The sequence below is a fragment of the Bacillus sp. SIMBA_008 genome, from assembly GCF_046535495.1.
GTDB classification, from domain to species: Bacteria; Bacillota; Bacilli; order Bacillales; family Bacillaceae; genus Bacillus; species Bacillus subtilis.
Map to the genome: position 1 here is coordinate 231526 of NZ_JAWRWL010000003.1, position 21895 is coordinate 253420.

Annotated in this window: 23 protein-coding genes and 1 riboswitch; of the genes, 9 read left to right on the top strand and 14 right to left on the bottom strand. The window is 44.6% G+C overall.

Going from position 1 to position 21895, the window contains the following annotated elements; genetic code table 11:
- Positions 1 to 7: 7 nt before the first annotated feature.
- On the top strand, positions 8 to 799 hold the full coding sequence (locus SB658_RS11830; RefSeq protein WP_410601654.1) for an SDR family NAD(P)-dependent oxidoreductase: 792 nt from the start codon (positions 8 to 10) through the stop codon (positions 797 to 799).
- 38 nt (positions 800 to 837) lie between these two features.
- On the opposite strand, the gene SB658_RS11835 is transcribed toward SB658_RS11830, so the two are convergent.
- From SB658_RS11835 to sigO, 5 genes are all read right to left on the bottom strand, one after another.
- Positions 838 to 1716 (bottom strand): SMP-30/gluconolactonase/LRE family protein, encoded by an 879-nt coding sequence (locus SB658_RS11835; RefSeq protein ID WP_003228493.1) that lies wholly within the window; start codon positions 1714 to 1716, stop codon positions 838 to 840.
- 71 nt (positions 1717 to 1787) lie between these two features.
- Entirely contained in the window at positions 1788 to 3530 is a 1743-nt protein-coding gene (gene yvrG, locus SB658_RS11840; protein ID WP_003228489.1) for a two-component system sensor histidine kinase YvrG, read from the bottom strand.
- Positions 3527 to 4240 carry a two-component system response regulator YvrH gene (gene yvrH / locus SB658_RS11845; RefSeq protein ID WP_003243545.1) on the bottom strand — a complete coding sequence of 238 codons (714 nt, stop codon included), beginning with the start codon at positions 4238 to 4240 and terminating at the stop codon, positions 3527 to 3529. Before yvrH ends, yvrG begins: the two co-directional genes overlap by 4 nt.
- Positions 4241 to 4391: 151 nt before the next feature.
- Positions 4392 to 4631, bottom strand: coding sequence for a sigma-O factor regulator RsoA (gene rsoA, locus SB658_RS11850; protein WP_003228484.1), 240 nt, complete (start codon positions 4629 to 4631; stop codon positions 4392 to 4394).
- 3 nt (positions 4632 to 4634) lie between these two features.
- A complete protein-coding gene (sigO, locus tag SB658_RS11855; RefSeq protein ID WP_003228469.1) occupies positions 4635 to 5165 on the bottom strand; it encodes an RNA polymerase sigma factor SigO in 531 nt (176 codons plus the stop codon).
- A 201-nt stretch (positions 5166 to 5366) separates the two neighbouring features.
- Here sigO and SB658_RS11860 point away from each other — a divergent pair, with 201 nt between their 5' ends.
- From SB658_RS11860 to rsiO, 3 genes are all read left to right on the top strand, one after another.
- The gene (locus SB658_RS11860; protein WP_003244090.1) at positions 5367 to 5519 is read left to right on the top strand and encodes a YvrJ family protein; all 153 of its coding nucleotides are present in this window, start codon (positions 5367 to 5369) and stop codon (positions 5517 to 5519) included.
- A 120-nt stretch (positions 5520 to 5639) separates the two neighbouring features.
- Positions 5640 to 6797, top strand: a complete 1158-nt coding sequence (oxdC, locus tag SB658_RS11865) for an oxalate decarboxylase (RefSeq protein ID WP_003228465.1) — start codon at positions 5640 to 5642, stop codon at positions 6795 to 6797.
- Between the two features lie 60 nt (positions 6798 to 6857).
- A complete protein-coding gene (gene rsiO, locus SB658_RS11870) occupies positions 6858 to 7268 on the top strand; it encodes an acid stress-sensitive anti sigma factor RsiO (RefSeq protein WP_019712961.1) in 411 nt (136 codons plus the stop codon).
- A gap of 33 nt (positions 7269 to 7301) precedes the next feature.
- Here the strand turns inward: rsiO and SB658_RS11875 are convergent, their stop codons facing one another.
- The 6 genes from SB658_RS11875 to SB658_RS11900 form a co-directional block, all read right to left on the bottom strand.
- The gene (locus tag SB658_RS11875) at positions 7302 to 8531 is read right to left on the bottom strand and encodes an ABC transporter permease (RefSeq protein WP_019712962.1); all 1230 of its coding nucleotides are present in this window, start codon (positions 8529 to 8531) and stop codon (positions 7302 to 7304) included.
- Positions 8524 to 9213, bottom strand: coding sequence for an ABC transporter ATP-binding protein (locus SB658_RS11880; protein ID WP_003228456.1), 690 nt, complete (start codon positions 9211 to 9213; stop codon positions 8524 to 8526). The genes SB658_RS11875 and SB658_RS11880 overlap by 8 nt, the downstream gene beginning before the upstream one ends.
- Entirely contained in the window at positions 9197 to 10390 is a 1194-nt protein-coding gene (locus SB658_RS11885; RefSeq protein WP_003228455.1) for an efflux RND transporter periplasmic adaptor subunit, read from the bottom strand. The genes SB658_RS11880 and SB658_RS11885 overlap by 17 nt, the downstream gene beginning before the upstream one ends.
- A 170-nt stretch (positions 10391 to 10560) precedes the next feature.
- Positions 10561 to 11370, bottom strand: a complete 810-nt coding sequence (locus SB658_RS11890) for an ABC transporter ATP-binding protein (protein WP_003243882.1) — start codon at positions 11368 to 11370, stop codon at positions 10561 to 10563.
- 15 nt (positions 11371 to 11385) lie between these two features.
- The gene (locus SB658_RS11895; protein WP_019712963.1) at positions 11386 to 12396 is read right to left on the bottom strand and encodes a FecCD family ABC transporter permease; all 1011 of its coding nucleotides are present in this window, start codon (positions 12394 to 12396) and stop codon (positions 11386 to 11388) included.
- Entirely contained in the window at positions 12396 to 13442 is a 1047-nt protein-coding gene (locus SB658_RS11900) for a FecCD family ABC transporter permease (RefSeq protein ID WP_038427907.1), read from the bottom strand. Before SB658_RS11900 ends, SB658_RS11895 begins: the two co-directional genes overlap by 1 nt.
- Before the next feature lie 205 nt (positions 13443 to 13647).
- Between SB658_RS11900 and SB658_RS11905 the strand changes: the two genes are divergently transcribed.
- On the top strand, positions 13648 to 14595 hold the full coding sequence (locus tag SB658_RS11905) for an iron-hydroxamate ABC transporter substrate-binding protein (protein WP_021480591.1): 948 nt from the start codon (positions 13648 to 13650) through the stop codon (positions 14593 to 14595).
- Between the two features lie 234 nt (positions 14596 to 14829).
- On the opposite strand, the gene SB658_RS11910 is transcribed toward SB658_RS11905, so the two are convergent.
- Together SB658_RS11910 and sspJ are read right to left on the bottom strand one after the other, a co-directional pair.
- Entirely contained in the window at positions 14830 to 16239 is a 1410-nt protein-coding gene (locus SB658_RS11910; RefSeq protein WP_021480593.1) for an amino acid permease, read from the bottom strand.
- Between the two features lie 103 nt (positions 16240 to 16342).
- Positions 16343 to 16522, bottom strand: a riboswitch (Lysine riboswitch).
- 116 nt (positions 16523 to 16638) lie between these two features.
- Entirely contained in the window at positions 16639 to 16779 is a 141-nt protein-coding gene (sspJ, locus tag SB658_RS11915; protein WP_003221612.1) for a small acid-soluble spore protein SspJ, read from the bottom strand.
- A 166-nt stretch (positions 16780 to 16945) separates the two neighbouring features.
- On the opposite strand from sspJ, the gene SB658_RS11920 reads away from it, so the two are divergent.
- Together SB658_RS11920 and SB658_RS11925 are read left to right on the top strand one after the other, a co-directional pair.
- Positions 16946 to 17428, top strand: a complete 483-nt coding sequence (locus SB658_RS11920) for a metal-dependent hydrolase (RefSeq protein WP_003228444.1) — start codon at positions 16946 to 16948, stop codon at positions 17426 to 17428.
- A 99-nt stretch (positions 17429 to 17527) separates the two neighbouring features.
- Entirely contained in the window at positions 17528 to 19381 is a 1854-nt protein-coding gene (locus SB658_RS11925; protein ID WP_144500530.1) for an LTA synthase family protein, read from the top strand.
- A gap of 28 nt (positions 19382 to 19409) precedes the next feature.
- Here the strand turns inward: SB658_RS11925 and SB658_RS11930 are convergent, their stop codons facing one another.
- Positions 19410 to 20336, bottom strand: a complete 927-nt coding sequence (locus tag SB658_RS11930; RefSeq protein ID WP_124059578.1) for a substrate-binding domain-containing protein — start codon at positions 20334 to 20336, stop codon at positions 19410 to 19412.
- A gap of 110 nt (positions 20337 to 20446) precedes the next feature.
- Here SB658_RS11930 and modA point away from each other — a divergent pair, with 110 nt between their 5' ends.
- Positions 20447 to 21229, top strand: coding sequence for a molybdate ABC transporter substrate-binding protein (gene modA / locus SB658_RS11935; protein WP_410601661.1), 783 nt, complete (start codon positions 20447 to 20449; stop codon positions 21227 to 21229).
- On the top strand, positions 21201 to 21893 hold the full coding sequence (gene modB / locus SB658_RS11940; protein ID WP_124059094.1) for a molybdate ABC transporter permease subunit: 693 nt from the start codon (positions 21201 to 21203) through the stop codon (positions 21891 to 21893). The genes modA and modB overlap by 29 nt, the downstream gene beginning before the upstream one ends.
- The last annotated feature ends 2 nt before the right edge of the window (positions 21894 to 21895 follow it).

The window sequence follows — 21895 nt, forward strand, 5'->3', positions numbered from 1 at the left end:
GATTCTTATGGATTTACAGCTAAAAAACAAACTCGTCTTAATCACCGGCTCGACGTCCGGTATCGGGAAAGCCGCCGCAAAAAGCTTTCTGCAAGAGGGTGCGGCAGTCATTGTCAACGGACGCAAACAGGAGACTGTCGATCGCACCATTGAAGAGCTTTCTGGCTATGGAACAGTGCACGGTGCTGCTGCCGATTTGTCAAAAACAGATGAAGCAGCGGCTTTTATCGAAAAAGTAAATGAAATCGGTGATATCGATATCCTTGTCAACAACCTTGGTTTCTTCGAGGTAAAAGACTTCGCCGATGTGACAGATGAAGAGTGGAATCAATATTTCGAAGTGAACGTGATGAGCGCCGTTCGGACAAGCCGTCACTTCCTTCCAAAAATGCTTGCCAAAAACAGCGGCCGCATTTTAAATATTGCAAGTGAAGCAGGCGTCAAACCGCTGCCAACGATGATTCCATACTCAATGACAAAAACGGCGCTGATCAGCCTTTCAAGAGGAATGGCTGAAATGACAAAAGGCACAAATGTGACGGTTAACTCAGTGCTCCCGGGACCTACTTGGACAGAGGGCGTGGCATCCTATATGGAAGGTGCCGCACAAGCAGCCGGCCAGGATACAGATTCATTTATCAAAGACTATTTCAAGGTCAATGAGCCAACCTCACTTATTCAGCGATACGCGACAGCAGAAGAAGTCGCTAACACAATCGTATTCCTCGCGTCTGACGCCGCATCCGCCATTAACGGCACGGCACAGCGTGTGGAAGGCGGCATTATCCGTTCTCTGTAGTATAAAAAAAACGCATCCGTGTTTCGGATGCGTTTTTTTTATACGTCTCCAGCAAATGGTACCGGCTGATATCCGCCTGTTTCCAGTTGTGCTGAAAACAACCCTCCAGCGTGAGGCTGCTCGTATCTCTCTTTTTCTGTCATTTGTTCTGTTGCCGTTGTAATGTAAAGGGTTTTTAAGTCTCTGCCGCCGAACGCGCAGCACGTGACATATTTAGCCGGCACGCTGATTGAATTGATTTCTTTTTTCTGAAACGGGTCAATGTGAACAACGCGGCTGCCGCCAAACAGCGCCACCCACAGCATGCCATTTTGGTCAATTGTCATGCCGTCCGGTAATCCGTCTGACTGATCAAAACGATAGACAGGTTCTGGATTCGAAACATCTCCGCTTTGAGGATCATAGCTGTAACGCACAATCTCCTGCGTCGGCGTGTCGATGTAATACATCAAATTCCGCTCGCGGTCCCAATCCAAACCGTTTGAGGTGGAGACTTGATCCTTGATTTTGACAAGACTGCCGTCTAGATTCAAACGGTACAGCGACGCCTGTTTTTGCTCGCCTTCCATGCTCGTCGTCCCCGCCCAAAGCCTTCCGTACGGGTCACATTTAGCATCATTAAATCTCAGGCTCTCATGCATGTCCTTCGGCTGTTTAATTTTTTCCAAGCTGTCATCCCGAAGATGATACAGGTAAAACCCGTCCTTCATGGTCATAATCAGTTCATCCTTTGAATATTTCGCAAGCGCCGTCACAAAGGATTTGAATTTGATTGATCGGTTGATTTTTTCTTCAGGGTCAAAGATATGGAGCTCGCTCCCCAGGATATCAACCCAATATAAGCGGCCGTTTTCTTCATCCCATAACGGGCCTTCTCCAATCACTGCCCGAGTGTCTGCTTCCAATACTGCATCCATGTGTTACACCTCTTTAGCTTCAGTCTATATATTGTTATTCCCGGCAAAGAGGTGTCCAAACCACTTGATGTTTATTGTTTTTTAAAAAGGATGGTAATGACCGTTCCAATGTTCATTCTGCTGTTCACATGGATCGTTCCGTTATGGAGATGGACAAGCTCCTTGGCAATCGCGAGCCCGAGACCCGTTCCGGCAGTTGAATCTTTTGTGTTCGTCCCTCTGTAGTAACGGTTAAACAAATGGGTAATCGTTTCTTCATCCATTCCTTTCCCATTGTCCTTCACCTTTAAAGATATATGATTTTTTGTTTGCTCCAGAATGACTTGAATCTCTGTTCCTTTGTCGTTGTGCTTCACGGCATTCCCAAGGAGGTTTTCTAATATGCGCCTGAACCACGCTTCATCAAGGGCAAATTCAATATGCTCTTCTTTGGATACAAACGAGATATCATAGCCTTCAGAAAACGGATTTTTCTTAAAATCCTCAATGACATTTTTAAAAAACGGGATAAGGCTAGTGAGATTTCTCTCAATAGGAAGAGCATCATTTTTCAGGCGATACGTTAAATTTAAGTCTTCAATCAGCTTGGACATGTATTCAGATTTTTCTCTGACAACCTGCCCCATTTCTTTCACTTCTTCCGGCGACCAGTCATACTGCTTCGACTCGAGCATCATGCTGTAGCCGTAAATGCTGCTGAGCGGTGTTTTTAAGTCATGTGACAAACCGGCAATCCATTCTTCCCTTGTCGCCTGGATTTTTTCTCTGTTTCTTTTATCCCTTCTCAGCGTTTCAGTCAGCTGATCCATTGATTCAAATATCTCACCGAAGAAGCGGTACGGCTGTTTGATTTTTCCCTTTTTATTTTTGCTGACAGGACGGCCTTCCCGGTTTCTGGGCTCCTCAAGCTTCCCTTTTGACAGATTGACCAGCCATCTAATCGTATGAAAAATCGGCAGCCCGAATCGGAACATATACCAAACGGTCATCCAAATGATATACATGAACAAAACGGCCATCACGAGAAACATCGCTTTTAATACAACCTTCAGGAACGATTTGTTAAACTCCTGATCGGTTACATAGACAGGGTTCGGCACCGTAGCGACCATCCATCTGTCTTTATTGAGGATCTTAACGGAAATTTCCCGCTTATAGTTCCAAGGTTTAGAGCTGTATTTAAGCAGCTCCAGCTGGTTCATCGTTTTTCTTTCGCTTTTTGTGCTGTTGATGCTGTCGAGAATCTTTCCATTGCTGTCTAACAGGTAAATGGCGCCTTTTTTCCGCTTAATATAGTCGACGGTACTGGACTTATAGTGCGCTAGCGAGTCTATCTTTTGTTCGCGCTTTTCAACGGAAGTCAGGAGCTGTTCACTTTTTGATTTCCAGCCGGACAATAGAAGATACGACTTATCTTCAATATTGATGGCCCAATAATTCAGTTTATAGTTATGAAGCTTTTTGGTTTTATAAATAGACAAAAGCTCTTTCTTGGTATAGGTGCCCGGCACGTCTTTTGGCACGCCGTAGGAATAATCAGTGTTTCCTTCCGAATCAATGATTTGCATCCAGCCGTGCTGTTTATCAACAGATTTCTTCAGGAAATTATCCACTTCCCATGTCCCGTCTTCGTTTACATCGAGATATGCCTCAAGTGTGTCGGTCGTTGCCTTCGTCAGCCCTGAATTGGATTCCGCATCGCTAAAACGAGCGTCTAAATAGAAAAACGACGCAACAAGCATAACCGTAAGCAGCAGGATCACAATCAGCATCTGGCCGAAAAAGTGAAACAAAAACTTCCATCTTAACCTCATGACCGCTTGCCTTCAGGATTTGGGATAAAACGATAGCCGAGACCTCGAACGGTTACAATATACTCCGGATTGCTCGGATCGCGCTCAATCTTCTCCCTAAGCTTGCGAATATGTACCATGACGGTGTTGTTGTCACCGTAGGAAGGATAGCCCCATACTTTTTCATATATTTGATCTTTGGAAAGCACCACGTTAGGGTGTTCACAAAAATACTGCAAAAGCTGCAGAAGCTGGGCTGAACAGGCAACGGCTTCCCCGCCTACGATCAGCTCGGCATTTTGCGGAGAAAAAGTAAAGTAATCATATGTGTAGGTTTGATTTGAACTCGTTTCTTTCGATTGATATGTACGCTTGAGATGCGCTCTGATCCGCGCCGCTAATTCCAGCGGATTAAATGGTTTTGTGATATAGTCATCAGCTCCAACCGCAAAGCCCGATAATTTGTCCGCGTCGGATGATCTTGCCGTCAGGAAAAAAATCGGAGCGTCTGAATACTCTCTGATCAATGTGCAGGCTTCAAAACCGGACATTCCGCCCATCATGACATCCAGCACAATCAAGTCAACCTTATTGGCCTTCACAACGGGAATCGCTTCTTCTGCGCTTGCCGCATCCAGTATATTTCGATAACCTTCTTTTTCGAGAACGCGTTTGATCATGTCCACAATCGCTTTCTCATCGTCTACGATTAAAATTGACGCATTTTCCACTTTTATGTTCCTTTCTGTCACTGTTTTTTTCATCTTATCATTATATCGTTTATTTATGGTACATTTTTGAATACATTGGAGCTTGGCAAATCAAAACAGCAAAAAAGGAGCAAACAAGCGCTCCCTTTTGATGTTTTTTCATATGAAAATATTATGAGTTCTCATCTACCATGTACAAAATAAACTCCCAAAACCCCGGGACATCCTGACATAAAAGCATATCAGCTTTTTCAAACATTTTGATCTTCAGCTCTTGCTCTAAATCTTCTCTTTCTTGATAGGACGTATTGCTGAGTTTTTTTCTGATCATCGGTGAAAAGCATGCAATCAGATGCTCAATGTCATAAGTCTCGTCTTTTTGTTTCTTTTTTTGTTCAAACTGGCCGTCCACAGCTTACTTTTCCCCCTTTTTTTGCGCCGCTAGCTGCTTTCTAATATTCTCCAGCCCCTTTTTATGAATGTTGGAAATGTTTTGTCGGGACTCCCCTAATGAATCTGCAATCTCCTGCATCGTGGCACCGTGAAGATACACTTTCGTCAGCACACTTTTTTGTTTGTCAGTCAGATTCTGAATCGCTTGGTAGAGCTGATAATCCTGAACATGCTGGCTCAAATCATCCTGCCTGTCTAAAAATTCTTCAAATGCATCGCTTCCTGTTTCGGAAGGAAGCCGATCTCCTGCCTCCGGATGATCAACCGTCAGCGGATACCGTTTTTGATTTTTGCGAACCCGCTTATCAAAATCAATAGAAAAGATGCGAATCATTGAATTCATATACTTGACGATGCGGATTTCTTTATAAAACTGCTTAAATAGCTCGTCCAATGATTTTGCATCTTTTTCGTTAGGGCTTTCCATTACGTTTTTGAACAAACGGTAATGCTGAGGATTGCTCAAAAAATGCTTCACGATGGGATGCTTCATTATCTCCTTACTTTTTGACCGTAAAAGACTTTGATAGTCCATCAAACCGCCTCCCTACTAAATTAAATGAAGGAAAGCAAAAAAAAGTAAACTACTACTTTCCGACTAGTGTTTTGCAAAATACTTTGCAGCAGTTTACGTTTTATCGGATTTCCTTCACTTACATACATGACTGCAGAAAAAGAAGGGAGGTATTTTCCTATGGATCAGGTTTTTATAGAGGAAGTCGTAAAACAGATCGGCAATTTGGGGTTTCCCGCGCTGATTGCAATGTATCTGCTGACCCGATTCGAAAAGAAGTTTGATCAACTAATAGAACTAATGACAGAACTGAAAGATCATGCAAAAAAATAATTTTTCAATCGAAGTTGACTTTTCACTGGTTTTTTTCACTTAACAAAACAGAAGGGAAAACGAAAGGCCTTTCACCTTCTCTTTCTGCTATCACATTTAAATGTAAGGAGGAAATATTTCATGAAAAAACAAAATGACATTCTGCAGCCAATTAGAGGAGACAAAGGAGCAACGGTAAAAATCCCGCGCAATATTGAAAGAGACCGGCAAAACCCTGATATGCTCGTTCCGCCTGAAACCGATCATGGCACCGTCAGCAATATGAAGTTTTCGTTCTCTGATACTCATAACCGATTAGAAAAAGGCGGATATGCCCGTGAAGTGACAGTACGTGAATTGCCGATTTCAGAAAACCTTGCATCCGTAAATATGCGGCTGAAGCCAGGTGCGATTCGCGAGCTTCACTGGCATAAAGAAGCTGAATGGGCTTATATGATTTACGGAAGTGCAAGAGTCACAATTGTAGATGAAAAAGGGCGCAGCTTTATTGACGATGTAGGTGAAGGAGACCTTTGGTACTTCCCGTCAGGCCTGCCGCACTCCATCCAAGCGCTGGATGAGGGAGCTGAGTTCCTGCTCGTGTTTGACGATGGATCATTCTCTGAAAACAGCACGTTCCAGCTGACAGATTGGCTTGCCCACACTCCAAAAGAAGTCATTGCTGCGAACTTCGGCGTGACAAAAGAAGAGATTGCCAATTTACCTGGCAAAGAAAAATATATATTTGAAAACCAACTTCCTGGCAGTTTAAAAGATGATATTGTGGAAGGGCCGAATGGCGAAGTGCCTTATCCATTTACTTACCGCCTTCTTGAACAAGAGCCGATCGAATCTGAGGGAGGAAAAGTATACATTGCAGATTCGACAAACTTCAAAGTGTCTAAAACCATCGCATCAGCACTCGTAACAGTAGAACCCGGCGCCATGAGAGAACTGCACTGGCATCCGAATACCCACGAATGGCAATACTACATCTCCGGTAAAGCTAGAATGACCGTTTTTGCATCTGACGGCCATGCCAGAACGTTTAATTACCAAGCCGGTGATGTCGGGTATGTACCATTTGCAATGGGTCATTACGTTGAAAACATCGGGGATGAACCGCTTGTCTTTTTAGAAATCTTCAAAGACGACCATTATGCTGATGTATCTTTAAACCAATGGCTTGCCATGCTTCCTGAAACATTTGTTCAAGCGCACCTTGACTTGGGCAAAGACTTTACTGATGTGCTTTCAAAAGAAAAGCACCCAGTAGTGAAAAAGAAATGCAGTAAATAAAAGACTTGCGGCTTGCAGAGAGCACTCGTTCTCCGCAAGCCTTCATAAGGAGCTGAACCAGTGAAACATCAAAACCCTTCAAAACGCTTATTGCGGCTCTCCATAAAGTACTTGCTGGCCGCAGCAGCAGTGGTGTTGACCTATTTTGCTGTCATCTATATATTGTTTTCTTTAGCGGGAACGAGCTACCGCTCAGCAGCTCATGTCCTGCTTTTTGCCGTGGTATTCCTTGTTCTCGGATTATGCTTTGAACCATTTGAAAGGCTGATGATACATAGCTTTACATTTTTCAAGACAGGAAAACGTCTATTCATTCTCCTTGCCGGCATCGTACAGCTGCTGTTTTTGTGGATGACTGCTCATACAACAGACCAATTGATCAGCGGCATTTGGCTGTCCACCACAGAAGAAATGATTGTCGCAGCCGTTTTTTTGATTTTAGACAAATGCAACTCGGCTCTTCCCAGCTAAAAAAAGAACGCATTCCAATTGGATGCGTTCTTTTTATTCATAGCGAAGCGCGTCTACAGGCTGAAGCTTCGAAGCCTTGATAGACGGAAGCAAGCCGAAGATAATGCCGACTGCCATTGAAAAGATGAGTGCTCCGACAACAGCTGGAATGGAGACGATAAAAGGCATCGGAAAAATGACCGTCAGCAGCTTGGCGATGCCGAAGCCCGCCAGCACACCGAGTATTCCGCCAATGCTTGTCAGCACAACAGCCTCGGTTAAAAATTGAAATAAAATCACACGCCGCTTAGCACCGAGCGCTTTCTTAATTCCGATTTCCCTCGTGCGCTCCGTTACGGAAACGAGCATAATGTTCATGACGCCGATACCGCCCACCAAAAGTGAAATACTGGCGATTCCGCCAAGCAGCAATGCAAATGACTGATTAAAGGACTCCACTTCCTGCGCGATCTCCTGAAGATCCATTACACTGTACTCTGCTTTTTCCAGCTCAGCTTCTGACAGTCCCTGATTTAAAAGATCTGCAGCCATTACACCCGCTTCTTGGATATGCTCAGAAGAATCAGCCTGCACGGCAATCTGCGTTGGCGCGTCAAACCCTTCAATAAGCGGCCACACTTTTTTCGGCACGTACAAAACCGGGTTCGCGTAGTCGCCTTCAAACATGCTTTCCTGTTGATTTTTTTCTTTAAAAACACCGACGACCTTAAACGGCACACCATTCATCTCAATGCTTTTATGCAGAGCTTCTCCGTCCGGAAACAGTTCATCTCTGACAGCTTCATTGATCATCACCACTTGGTGTGTGCTGTTTAAATCATTTTCCGTCAGCTTTCTCCCTTCGGTTATTCGGATTGGAAACATGTCGAAGTAATCATCGTCCACTCCATACACTTGGGGATACGAAACGTTTGTTAAATGAAAAACGCTCGCGCCTTCTGACAAGTAATATAAGGATAATCCTTTGACCATCGGATCTGATTTGATCGCCTTTACTGTTTCTTCCGCTACAGGCGGCGCGGACGCATACGACACCTCAGGGCCGCCGCTCTCCTCTTCTCCGCCAGACGGCTGGTAGACAACATTGATGGCGTTGTTTCCCATGCCGATCATACTTTGCTTTAATTGCTCACTTTGGCCCTTCAGCATTGAAACAATCGCGATGATTGCCGCTATGCCGATAATCACGCCGAGCATTGTCAGAATCGATCTTAATTTATGAGAAAAAATGGATTGAAAGGAGATGCGAATATGTTCAAGCATGGCTGATATCCCCTCTCTCATCTAATACCAGCTCTCCGTCTCTGATAAAAACGGTTCTGTCAGCTTTTTTGGCAACGTCCGGGTCGTGGGTTATCATAATAATGGTTTTGCCTTCCCGATGCAGTTCGGAAAACAGTGACAAAATTTGTTCACTTGATTTGGTATCAAGCGCCCCGGTCGGTTCATCAGCTAAAATAAACCTCGGCTGATTGACAAGGGCCCTCGCTATCGCCACCCGCTGCTTTTGGCCGCCGGACAGCTTAGGCGGTTTGTAGGAGACCCTGTCTTTTAATCCGACTTTTTCCAGCGCTTCATATGCCCGTTGTCTTCTCTCTTTTTTCTTCACTTTATTGTAGATCATCGGCAGTTCGACATTTTGCAGCGCGGTGAGACGCGGCAGCAAATGAAAAGTTTGAAACACAAACCCGATTGATTCATTGCGAATTTCGGCTAAAGCCCCGTCTTTCCCTTTCAATATATCGATCTGGTCAAGCATATAGGTTCCTGAGGTTGGCCTGTCCAAACAGCCGATAATATTCATTAACGTTGACTTTCCAGAACCTGAAGGCCCCATAATAGCTAAAAACTCCCCCGCCTGAACAGTCAGATTGATATGTTTCAAGATTGGAACTTCTTCTTTTCCCAGCTTGTACGACTTCGAAATATTATTCAGTGTCAGCATTGACTGTAACCTGCTTTCCTTCCTTGACCGCGGGATCAGGATAGATCACATAATCTTCCGGCGTCAGGCCGCTCTTAATTTCCACCATGTCATTTTCATCAGTCTCTCCGATTTCAACAGGCTGCTTAACCGCTTTGTGATTCTCATCAGCTTTCCACACATACGGTTCGCCGTCATCCTGAATGACCATGTCGGACGGCAGCTTGATCGTATCCGCATCAGCATTATCACTCATCACTTCGATGTTGACATGATAGCCGACTTCAAGACCTTTATGGCTGTCTAATAAAATGGTGAAAGGATAGTTAGAGGACTGGGGGTTCATTTCTTCATCAGCAAAGCTTTCTGATTCTTCACCCTCGCCTGCTCCCGCTGGAAGCTTGCCGATCGAGGTGACCTTTCCTTTCCACTCGCCCTCACCGCCTGTTTTCAGCGTGACCCTGACTTTGCTGCCTTTTTTGATCGTGTCCATTAACAGCTCATTGATTTGGCTTTTGACCAGATATTTGCCCGTCGAAACAATCTGGATATACGGGCCTGCTGCCTGGTCACCTGTTGCACCGTCAGCGATATCCTGATTGACGCTTTGAACGATTCCGTCATGCTTGCTTGTAATGACATTGGAACCTTTGTTTTTCGTCAGGCCAGCCAGTTCTTTTTGATGCTGCTTCAGTTCGAGCTGGCTTGTTTTCAAATCGAAATTGGCCTGATCAAGTTCATCTTGAAGCTGGGTTTTCTCTTCTTTTCCTGCCGCTTTCAGCTTCTTTTCCGTTTCCGTTATTGATTTTTGCAAACGGTTGATTTGCAGATTTGTCATTTCAATTTGCAAATTGGCTTGCTCCACTTCATCAGAATGATCCTCGCCCTCATACTCAAAAAGCTTATCGCCCTTTTTAACCTGATCGCCTTCTTTGACGTATGTTTTTTTAATGCTGCCTTTTTCTGAATCTATGTATACTTTCTGCTGTTTCTCAGGTTCAACCTTTCCAGAAAACGTTTGGCCTGATTCTGAATCTCCTCCCATGTATACCGCGACCGATTCAGCATAGGGCTCCGATGATACGGCAACTTGGTTCATGTGAGTAAAAAAGTAAAAACCGCCAGCGCCGATCCCAGCCAATACAAGCACACCGGCACATATCGCACCGCCAATAAGCCATTTTTTCTTCTTGGACACAACGATCTCCTCTTTCTGTAAACTATGTAATATTTTCGAAACATTCTAACCAATATTATCTATTAATTCAAAAAGACTTGCAATCCTTTTATTGAAATGACGGCATCAAATAGAAAAATTGTATTTTCAAAGCCGAATAAAAAAAATCCCGGCTTCGAACCGGGATTTTTTCATACAGTAACTAGCTCTTTTTCATTTTTAATCAAGTCATAGGTCAAGCATACAGGTTTATTTGTACGGGGATCAGTCACGATTTCGGCATCAATCTGAAATACCTGCTTCAAAATGTCCGGTGTCATGACCTCCAGTGCAGTTCCTTCCTTGATGACCGTGCCTTTTTTGAGCGCGATCATATAATGAGAAAAACGAGCTGCATGGTTAAGATCATGAATGACCATTAAAATCGTCCGCCCTTGCTCTTTGTTGAGTCTGTCAAGCAGCTGCAGAATTTCAAGCTGATGTGCAAGATCAAGATACGTTGTAGGTTCATCCAGCAGAAGCAGTTCCGTACCTTGCGCAAGCGCCATGGCAATCCACACGCGTTGACGCTGTCCGCCTGACAATGCCTCAATCGGCCGTTCAGCATATTCAGCCATGCCTGTTTCTTCAAGCGCCCATTTGATAATCCGGCGGTCTTCGTCATTTAATCTGCCGAATCCTGATTGATGCGGAAACCTGCCGTACGACACCAATTCGTGCACTGTTAGGCCGCTCGGCGCTTCAGGTGTCTGTGGAAGAATCGCCATATCTTTCGCAATGTCCTTTGTAGACATTTTATGAATCGCTTTGCCGTTTAAATAGACGGCACCTGCATGTGAACGCATAATTCTGGACATTGTTTTTAAAATCGTTGATTTCCCGCAGCCGTTCGGGCCAATTAAGGTGGTAATTTTCCCTTTAGGAATCGATATATTTAAATCCTCTACAATCACCCTGTCGCCATAACCGATTCCAAGCTGTTCCGTTGATAATGAATTCATATTCGGCCCCCTCCTCTAATTCGCTTTCATCAATAAATAAATAAAGTAAGGCGCACCTAGCACGGAAATGACAAGTCCGACCGGAATTTCTGATGGTGCCAATACATTTCTCGCCAGCGTATCAGCAAGCAAAAACAGGAATGAGCCGATGAAGGCGGAGACCGGTATCAGCGTCTGGTGACGTGGACCGGTCAGCCTTCTAGCCACATGCGGCGCGATCAATCCGAGAAACGCAATGCCCCCCGCAGCTGCCACGCATGAAGCGGCAAGAGTGACCGCTGCCAGAAGAAGAATCCGTCTTTCCTTTTCAACAGCGGTGCCCAGCCCGGTCGCCAATTGGTCTCCGAGCTGTATAATGTTCAAATAGCGTGCCTTATATAAAGTAAACAGAAGCAAGATCACAATCCAAGGGAGAATCGCCCAGATCATATTCCAGTTCGCCCCCCATATTGAGCCGGATATCCAAACCGCGGCTTGCATAAAATCATGAGGGTCCATCTTAAGCTGAAAAATCAGCAACAGGGCATTGAATCCGGCATTCACCCCTATGCCGACTAAAATCAGCCGAATCGGTGTCACGCCTTTTTTCCATGCCAGAATATAAATGAGAAACGCAGCGAGGATTGCTCCTGCCAAAGCACTGAACGGCAGCATAAATGTTCCGAAAAAGCTGAGATCTGAAGCTGACCCTTGAAAAAAGTATATAAAAAGCACTACAGCAAGTGAACCGCCGGCGTTAATTCCGAGAATACCAGGCTCGGCAAGTTCATTTTGAGACACGCTTTGCAAAATGGCTCCAGCTACGGAGATCCCTGCTCCAACAAGCAAAGAAAGGATGATCCGGGGCAGCCTGAACTCAAATAAGACCAGTTCATCACGCGCCGTTCCTTGGCCGAAAAAGACCTGAAGCGTTTTAAGCGGTGCAATTTTGATAACGCCCAAATTGAGACTGATAAAAAAGACCAGCACGATGAGCAAAAAGGTCACAGCCATTACAACGAGCGGTTTTTTTGTTTTTGTTTTCATTACAGCCCTCTCCTTTCACGACGTGCCAAATAAAAGAAAAAGGGAACGCCGATCAGAGAAGTCAGCGCGCCGACAGGCGTCTCAAAGGGCGCATTTACGAGTCTGGCCGCTATGTCAGCAAAAACAAGCAAAACAGCACCGAGCACCGCCGAGCAAGGAATGATCCACCGATAATCCACACCGACCAAAAAACGGGTAATATGCGGAATGATCAGCCCGATAAATGCAATGGTGCCGGCAATGGAAACCGCAGCTCCGGTCAGAATTACTACAATAAGCATGCCAACCAGTTTCACCGCTGATGTATATTGTCCAAGCCCTTTTGCCAGATCGTCACCGAGACTTAACACTGTAACAGACCGGGCGATGAAAAACGCGAGCGTTAAACCGACAGTCCCTGCAATAAGCAAAAGCTGGACCCCCGACCATTTCACACCCGCTACCCCGCCTGCGTACCAAAAGCTGATATCCTGAGCGACATCAAAGCGGATTGCAATGGCAGTTGAAATGCCGGTAAAGAAATAAGTAACTGCCGTACCCGCCAGAGCAAGCTTTACAGGCGTAAGTCCGCCCCTTGAAAACATGCCTATGCCCATTACCGTCGATGCCCCCAGCCCCGCTCCCGCAAAGGACCATAGCACAAGCCCCATTGCAGAAAGCCCGGGAAAAAAGGCAAACGCAATCGAAACCGCAAACGCAGAGCCCGATGTCACACCCATAATCGAAGGCTCTGCCAAAGGGTTTCTCGTCATCCCCTGCATGATTGCTCCCGACACTGCCAACAATGCGCCTACAAGCGCGGCAGCCGCCGTTCTCGGAAGCCGAAGATCATTTATAATTTGGTGAGATGTCTTTGTCGGCTGATAATGAAAAATGGCGTCCCATACAGTGCGCAAATGAATATCCGCTGCACCGAGGGATATGGATAAAAATGCGCCAAGGCAAAGCAGGCATAGACCTGCAATAAGGACGATGACCGCGCCATATGTCCTTGACGTCCATTGGATTTCTTCTGATGCAGTCCGTATATTTTTATGTTGACTCAACTGCCGTACTTCCTTTCTGTTACTGATAATGATTATCAATTGCTGTTTCAGTATATCACTTTTTTCAGCTGATTTAATAGAGTGTTTTGAACAAAAATGAAAATGCATTTGCAAAAATATCGTGTCAACCGGCACTTGCAGTGGTATAATCACAGATGATAATGATTCTCTTTTTCATCTATTTTTTAGAAAGAAGGTATGAGATATGACCCATATATACAAGAAACTCGGAGCCGCGTTTTTTGCCCTGTTATTGATTGCAGCGCTGGCAGCCTGCGGGAATAACTCAGAAAGCAAAGGTTCTGCCTCTGATTCAAAAGGCGCAGAAACCTATACATACAAGGCTGAAAACGGAAATGTAAAAATCCCGAAGCATCCTAAACGGGTGGTTGTCATGGCAGACGGCTATTACGGCTACTTCAAAACACTCGGCATCAACGTTGTCGGTGCGCCTGAGAATGTATTTAAAAACCCTTACTACAAAGGAAAAACCGACGGCGTCGAAAACATCGGAGACGGCACTTCGGTTGAAAAGGTCATTGATTTGAACCCTGACCTGATTATCGTCTGGACAACACAGGGCGCTGATATTAAAAAGCTTGAAAAAATTGCGCCGACTGTCGCAGTAAAATACGATAAGCTCGACAACATCGAACAGCTGAAAGAATTTGCAAAAATGACGGGAACTGAAGATAAAGCTGAAAAATGGCTGGCCGAGTGGGATAAAAAAGTTGCGGCCGCTAAAACAAAAATCAAAAAAGCGGTCGGTGACAAAACCATTTCCATTATGCAAACGAACGGAAAAGACATTTACGTATTTGGTAAAGACTTTGGAAGAGGCGGAAGCATCATTTACAAAGACCTCGGCCTGCAGGCTACAAAGCTGACAAAAGAAAAAGCCATTGACCAGGGGCCAGGTTATACAAGTATTTCATTAGAGAAGCTCCCTGATTTCGCCGGAGATTACATTTTCGCGGGTCCATGGCAATCAGGCGGTGATGATGGCGGCGTATTTGACAGCTCCATTTGGAAGAACCTGAATGCCGTTAAAAATGGCCATGTATACAAGATGGATCCGATTGGCTTCTACTTCACAGACCCGATTTCATTAGAAGGACAACTGGAGTATATTACGGAAAGCTTGACTAAATAAACAAAAGAGCCGCCTGCCCGCGGCTCTTTTGCTTATTTATAAGGAACGGCTCAATTTGAATCATATCGGATATTTTCTTTGAGCCATTCATATTAAGCTGCATCCTCAACACGATCAGTTTTTTTATGCTGGAGAGACTGAAAAACGTTTTTTGCATATTTAACGAACGGATTCCTAACAGGAGAAATTGTGATTTTATAAAAAAGACACCTGAGCAAATCAGGTGTCTTTTCATTATGCTTGTTTTTCTTTCTGGAACTTTTTACTCACAAATGGATAAACGATTAAGCCGACAAAGAATAAACCGATGCCGAGGATAAATGTCGTTAAATCTGCTGTGCCTGTTACGATAACAAACACGGAGTATGCACACGCCAGTATCGCGATCAATCCGTCTCTTACACGGGAGCCTTTCAGCTGGTCATACGTTTCACCTTTGATGACTACCTTCAAGCTGTAGATTGCAGATACCAGATACGGAATTAAATATGCGAGTGTAGCTGCTGTCGTTAAAAATGTAAATGCGTCACTTATTGTCCGGGAAATAACCGAGAAAATGAAGACCTGTGACATGACGTTTGTAATAATGAGTGCAATGACCGGACTTCCCTTTTTATTTGTTTTTGCAAAAAATGCCGGAAAATCTCCTGCTTTAGCGGCTTGGTATGGCACCTCAGAGCCGAGCAAAATCCAGCCAAGCATCGTTCCGAATAAACAAAGGATAGCCAAAAGCGCCATAATCACGCTTCCCGCGTTTCCAACAATCGCATAGAGTACATCAACAAATGGTTTTTCAGAGCCGACAAGCTTATCATGCGGCAGAACACCCATCGTAATTAAAGTCACAATAATATATATGCTCAAGGCAATCAACAAGCCGGTAATTGTCGCACGTTTCACATCACGCTGAGAGCGCGCACGGCCGGACAGGATCACCGCGGATTCAATTCCGACAAACGCCCACAGTGTAGAAATCGCGGCGTTATGAACCTGGCCGCCAATTCCAATACTTGTGCCGTTTTCTCCTTGAACCGGGAAATAAAAATGACCGAATAATGTCGTTTGAAACACAAACAAACCGGCAACGATAAAGAAGACAAAACCTAATACTTTAGAAAGCGTTGTGACAAAGTTTAATTTACTTGCGCCGTTAATGCTGGCAACAAGAATCGCGTGCGTTCCCCATAACAAGATCGTACATACGGCAAACGTCAGTAATTGGCCGAGTGTCACCTCTTGCCCGCCGATCGAAAACATCTCACGTTTATCAACCAAGATCGGGAAGAACGAAGTCAAGTAACCGGCGAGACTTGTGATGATCGCCACGTTACTGATCCAGCTCGCCACCCAGTAGCCCCACACCATTGTGAAACCGGCAGCGTTGCCTTTTTTCGGGTCAGAAAACAGCGCTCTTGCATAACTTTGCGGTCCCGCTGTCAGTTCAGGCTTGCGAATGGACAAGTGTCCGAACACAAGTGCAATCATCAGCACGCCGGCACCTGTCAAAAGCCAGGCGGACGTAGCTCCAAACGGACTCGCAATTGAAGCAAGCGAGCTCGGCAAGGAGAAAATTCCTGATCCAACCATATTTCCAACGACAAACGCCGTTAATAACCAAAAACCCCATTTTTTTGTCTGTTCCATTCCAGTACCTCCATGATTCTTTGTACGGACCAGACCCCGAGATCATATAAACGCAAAAAAAGCCTGAACAAAAGTCCATGCTTAAAGAAACACACACCCTTGATCTCCGGATAGCCCTCCGCGAAAAAGCACGCGGCAGTCCTGTACTTATTCAGATACAGTCCCAGCATAGAGAAGGATCGGCTTTCTCCACACTTCGGCGCTGATGCCTTTTACACATGTTTAACAGCTCCTGTCAGCCTGGCATGTGTGACTTATCATCCGCGCAACCTCTACCTCACTGAGAAAGAGTGAGGATTTAATTATTCAGTTACTCCCAGAAGGTTATCAAAGAAAGGATGATCTGTCAAAGGGAACAGATGGAAAATACGGATAGAGCCAAGCTCTATCCGCATGTGGTTATCGATTATTTTTCTTTTTTTGCACAGCTTCTTGAAGCGGATCATCTTTTAGAGCTGAACCAGCATCTTCAAGAGCTCCTTGGATTACGTTTTTTTCTTTTTCGGAACGTTTTCCTTTATCTTTATTAAAGAAACCCATTCGTATCACCTCTTTTAAAAAATAGGTACATGTTTAAGATACCTCTTTCCTGAAAAATTATGCGGGATATTTTTTATCGTCCAAAGTCCTGTTGATCAAACATACATTCTCTTGATATATTTGTAATTCAGAGATTTTTTGCAAAAGATAAAAGGAGAAGCGGCAAATGACAGGAAAAACACACATCATGGGAGGCATCGCTTCTTGTACGGCAGCGGCTTATTATTATGGATTTGATCCAGTGCTTATGGCTGCATCAGGCGCGGTTGGAGCATTAATACCCGATATCTGCCACACACAAAGCAAAATCGGGAGAAAATTTCCTATTTTATCGAAAGTGGTCAGCTCCGTTTTTGGCCATCGTACATTTACACACAGCTTGCTGTTTATGCTCATCATGTTTTTTATCACTTCTACATACATTCCAGATAAAAACATATCAGCCGGCCTGATGATCGGAATGGCGAGCCACTTGATTCTTGACGCTTGGACGGTGAACGGAATCAAATTATTATTCCCTTCAACGATCCGCGTTCGGCTTCCATTATATATGAAGACAGGCAGTTTTTCTGAGCAGCTCGTGCTAGCCGGCCTGACCCTTGCTTCATGTTACTACTTTTATATGCTGTTTCATGGGCGCATGTTTTAAACGTGAGTGCTGAGACTTGTCTGAACCGGCTGTTTTTAGTAGGTTTTACTTAAGAAGCATTTCATGCAGATGATCAAGAAAACGTGAGGAGTCATATTGATGAAAGGAACCTTTTTTCACAATCAGCGGTTTTTATGTTTTTCGATCTTATTTATGTGGATCAAAACGTATGTGATATATAAACTCGGCTTTGATTTGCAAATCGATACTCTGTTGGAGGAGCTAATGCTGCTGGTCAACCCGCTCAGCTTTATTCTTCCTTTATTCGGGATCGGCCTGCTTCTAAAAGGAAACAAGCAGCGGGCTTTTTTGCTGATTGCCAATTTGGTTCTGACTGTTATCTTGATCTCTAATACGATTTTTTACGGCTTTTATATCGATTTTATTACCATCCCGGTTTTATTTCAGGCCAGCAACATGAGCGATATGGGCAGCAGTGTAAAAGAACTGTTCCATCCTCTGTTTATCGCCCTGTTTGCGGATTTGGTTTGTCTGCTGCTGCTCGCCAGAAAAACGAAACAGCCGCAGACAAAAGCCGCTCCCCGCACGATCAAACGGTACTATGCAGCTTCCTGCGGCATGCTTTTATGCACACTGGCACTTGCAGAAGTACAGCAGCCGAAGCTTTTGGCACATTCTTTTGACCGGGAAATGCTAGTCAAAAGCATCGGTCTGTTTCAGTTCCATATTTACGATACAATTTCTCAGACTGTTAATATCAGCGCGAAAGCTTTTGCCGATGAAGACAGTATAACTGCCATTAAAAACTACACAGAGGCTGATTACAGCAAGCCTGATCAAAGCAAATTCGGTCTTGCAAAGGGGCGCAATGTCATCTTTGTAACACTTGAATCGACCCAAAGCTTTGTTCTGAATGAAAAAGTAAATGGAAAAGAAATTACCCCATTTATGAATGATCTCATTAAAAAAAGCTATTCCTTTGATCATTTCTATCAGCAAACAGAACAAGGCAAAACATCAGATTCAGAATTTATCGTCGCTAACTCACTGTATCCTTCCCTTAGCGGCGCCGTCTTTTTCACGAAAAGCGACCATCAATTTCATACGATGTATAAATCGCTGAAGCAGCACGATTATTATTCAGCCGTCTTTCATGCTAACCATAAAACATTTTGGAACAGAGATGTCATGTACGATACATTTGGCATTGACCGCTTTTTTGATGTTGATGATTTTCATGTCACTCCCGGGACATCGACAAGCTGGGGTTTAAAAGACAAAGAATTTTTAGAGCAGTCCGCCGAAAAGCTGAAAAGCCTGCCGCAGCCGTTCTACAGCAGTTTTATCACGTTAACGAATCATTTTCCGTTTGAGATTGATGAAAAGGATCAGCTGATAGATGAATTCGATTCAAGCAGTGATCTGTTAAACCGCTATGTGACCACGGTTCGCTATGAGGATGAGGCATTAAAGCATTTTATCAAAAAACTGAAGGACGAAGGCTTATACGAAAATTCGATGATCGTATTTATGGGAGATCATTACGGCATTTCTGAAGCCCATAACGAGGCAATGGCTGAGTTTTTAGGGAAAGACGAAATCACACCGTATGACAACGTTCAGCTCCAGCGGGTGCCGTTTATCATACATATCCCGGGAATCACCGATCAAAAGCCGGAAACCATCCCTGATGCCGGGGGACAGGTCGACGTCAGGCCGACGCTGATGCATTTGCTCGGCGTTGAGACAAAAGGCGATATCCAATTCGGCAATGATTTGCTGTCCAGCGACCGCACCCCATTCGCCGTTCTGCGAAACGGCAGCTTTATTACGAACGATTATATATACACAAAGAACACGTGCTATAGCCAAAAAACAGGTGAAGTGCTGGAAAATCAGGATGCGTGCCTCCCTTATAAGGAGAAAGCAAACGAAGAACTGTCTCTCTCTGATAAAATTTTAAATGGTGACCTGCTCAGGTTTTCCGAATGAAAAAAATCCCTCTATCAAGAGGGATTTTTTACGTTTCCAACATCACCTTGCCAGTCAGCTTTGTTTCATAGCCGTTTAATTGAGACAAATTCGCCTTGTATTCCTCAGAATTCAAAATCTCCTTCACGGCCTTCAGCAGCTGCTCATGTTTTTTCAAAACGACGATATCATATTGTTCATCGATGAGCGGGATAAAATCAACACTGCCCATATGTGCCGCGTGCTGCGCCCCGATTCCCGCGTCAGCCTGTCCGCTTGAAACTTGTGAAGCGACAGCGTAATGATCAGTCACGATATCGCCATATCCCACTACATCAGCCGGATTCACACCAAGCAAGCCAAGCTGTTCATCAAGGAGCACCCTTGCGCCAGAACCCTTTTCCCTGTTGATGATCCGGATATCGGCTCTTTTCAAGTCTTTCCAGCCTTGAATGTTTTTCGGATTCCCTTTTTGCACATACAGTCCTGCTTTGCGGAGAACGACATTGATGAGACAAAACGGTTCACCTGTCAAGATCCGTTTCACATAAGGCGCGTTATACTGGCCGGTTTCTGCATCGTACAAATGGAGGCTGACAATGTCACACTTGCCTTGATACATATCAATCAGGCTGTTTAAGCTTCCTTTGTATTTACGGAGCGGCGTCTCCTGAATGGCATTCTCCAAATGCTTGCTGAGGAGATCCATCGAAATGTCCTGTCCGCTAATCATGACATTCGGTCTGCCGTCCGGCTCAGCCTCCTGCACCTGTTTCGGCGCTTCTGTTGCAGCGATGGGCTGATACATTCTCATATTCGTTTTATATTGCTTTAAATCTTCTTCATCCACACGCATCTGCCTGCCGACACGGTAAGCAGGCAGCACGCCTTTTTTAATCAAATCATAAACGGTCAGCTTTGATACCTTCAGCAGACCTGCAACTTCTTCTATCGTATAGGAAGAGGTTTCATTCATCATCATCACTCTCCTATTTTATTATACCTTTTCGTCGAATGTAAAAAAACCCACATAAACCAAACATAATCAGTTATAATTAGTTATATCTAATGATAAGGGGTGCAATCATGTTTAAGAAGTATTCTATTTTAATCGCAGCCTTAACCGCTTTTCTGCTTGCAGCAGGCTGTTCTTCAAACCAGTCTTCAACGGACAGCGAGAAAAAAGTAACGTTAACCATCTCAGCTGCCGCCAGCGCGCAGGATGCACTTGAGGAAATCCAAAAAAATTATGAAAAAGAGCATCAAAATATTACCATCCAAGATAACTATGGCTCATCCGGCGCCTTGCAAAAACAGATTTCTCAAGGAGCAGGAGCCGATCTGTTCTTCTCAGCTGCTGAGGATAAATTTAAAAAGCTGGTGGATGATGGAGATATCGCAAAAAAAGACAGCACTGATTTAGTCGGTAATGAAATTGTGCTGGTCGTACCGAAAAACGGAGATTCACCTGTGACAAGCTTCAGCAATCTGGCTGAATCAGAAAAAATCGCTCTCGGCACTCCGGAATCCGTACCGGCAGGAGCTTATGGGAAAGATTCACTGACAAAGCTGTCTTTATGGGACAAAGTGAAGGATAAAATTGTGTATGGAAAAGACGTTCGCCAAGTTCTTTCTTATGTTGAAACCGGCAATGTAGACGCAGGTATTGTTTATAAAACAGATGCCCTGGTCTCGAAAAAGGTCAACATTATCGACGAGGCAAAAGCAGATACTCACAGCCCAATTGTCTATCCGTTAGGAATCGTAAAAGATACAAAACACCGTAAGGAAGCGAAGGAATTTTACGAATACCTGCAATCTGATGAAGCAATGAAAGTATTTGAGAAATATGGCTTTACTGCCGAGTAGCATAAGCGCTTCAGAATTTTTCACACCCGTTGTGCTTTCCTTTCAGGTGGCGGCAGTTGCCGGAATTGCTGTCATTATTCTCGGAACACTTGCTGGAGCATGGATGTCACGGGCATCATTTTTCGGAAAAACGGCACTCGAAACATGTTTTATGCTTCCGCTCGTTCTTCCGCCTACTGTTGTCGGTTTTATTTTGATCGTCATTTTCGGAAAGCACAGCTTCATCGGACAAGCCATCGAGTGGATCTTCCGGCAGCCTGTCATTTTCACCTGGTGGGCCGCTGTGATCGCCTCGGCTGTTGTAGCCTTTCCGCTTATGTATCAATCAGCCAAAACCGGATTTGCTGACATTGATCCCGATATACAAGGTGCGGCAATGGTAGACGGCGCTAGCAGATGGAAAGTGTTTATCCATATCTCCGTCCCGCTTGCCTATCCTTCGTTACTGACCGGAAGCATCCTCAGCCTTGCGCGGGCGCTCGGAGAATTTGGCGCAACACTCATGTTTGCAGGGAACATCCCCGGTGTTACGCAAACACTGCCGACGGCGATATATGTCGCATTGGATTCCGGCAACAATACCCTTGCCTGGGCGTGGGTCGTCTGTATTGTTGTCATTTCCTTTTTGATGCTGTTTTTCATTCAACAGAAAAAAACGCACTAAAA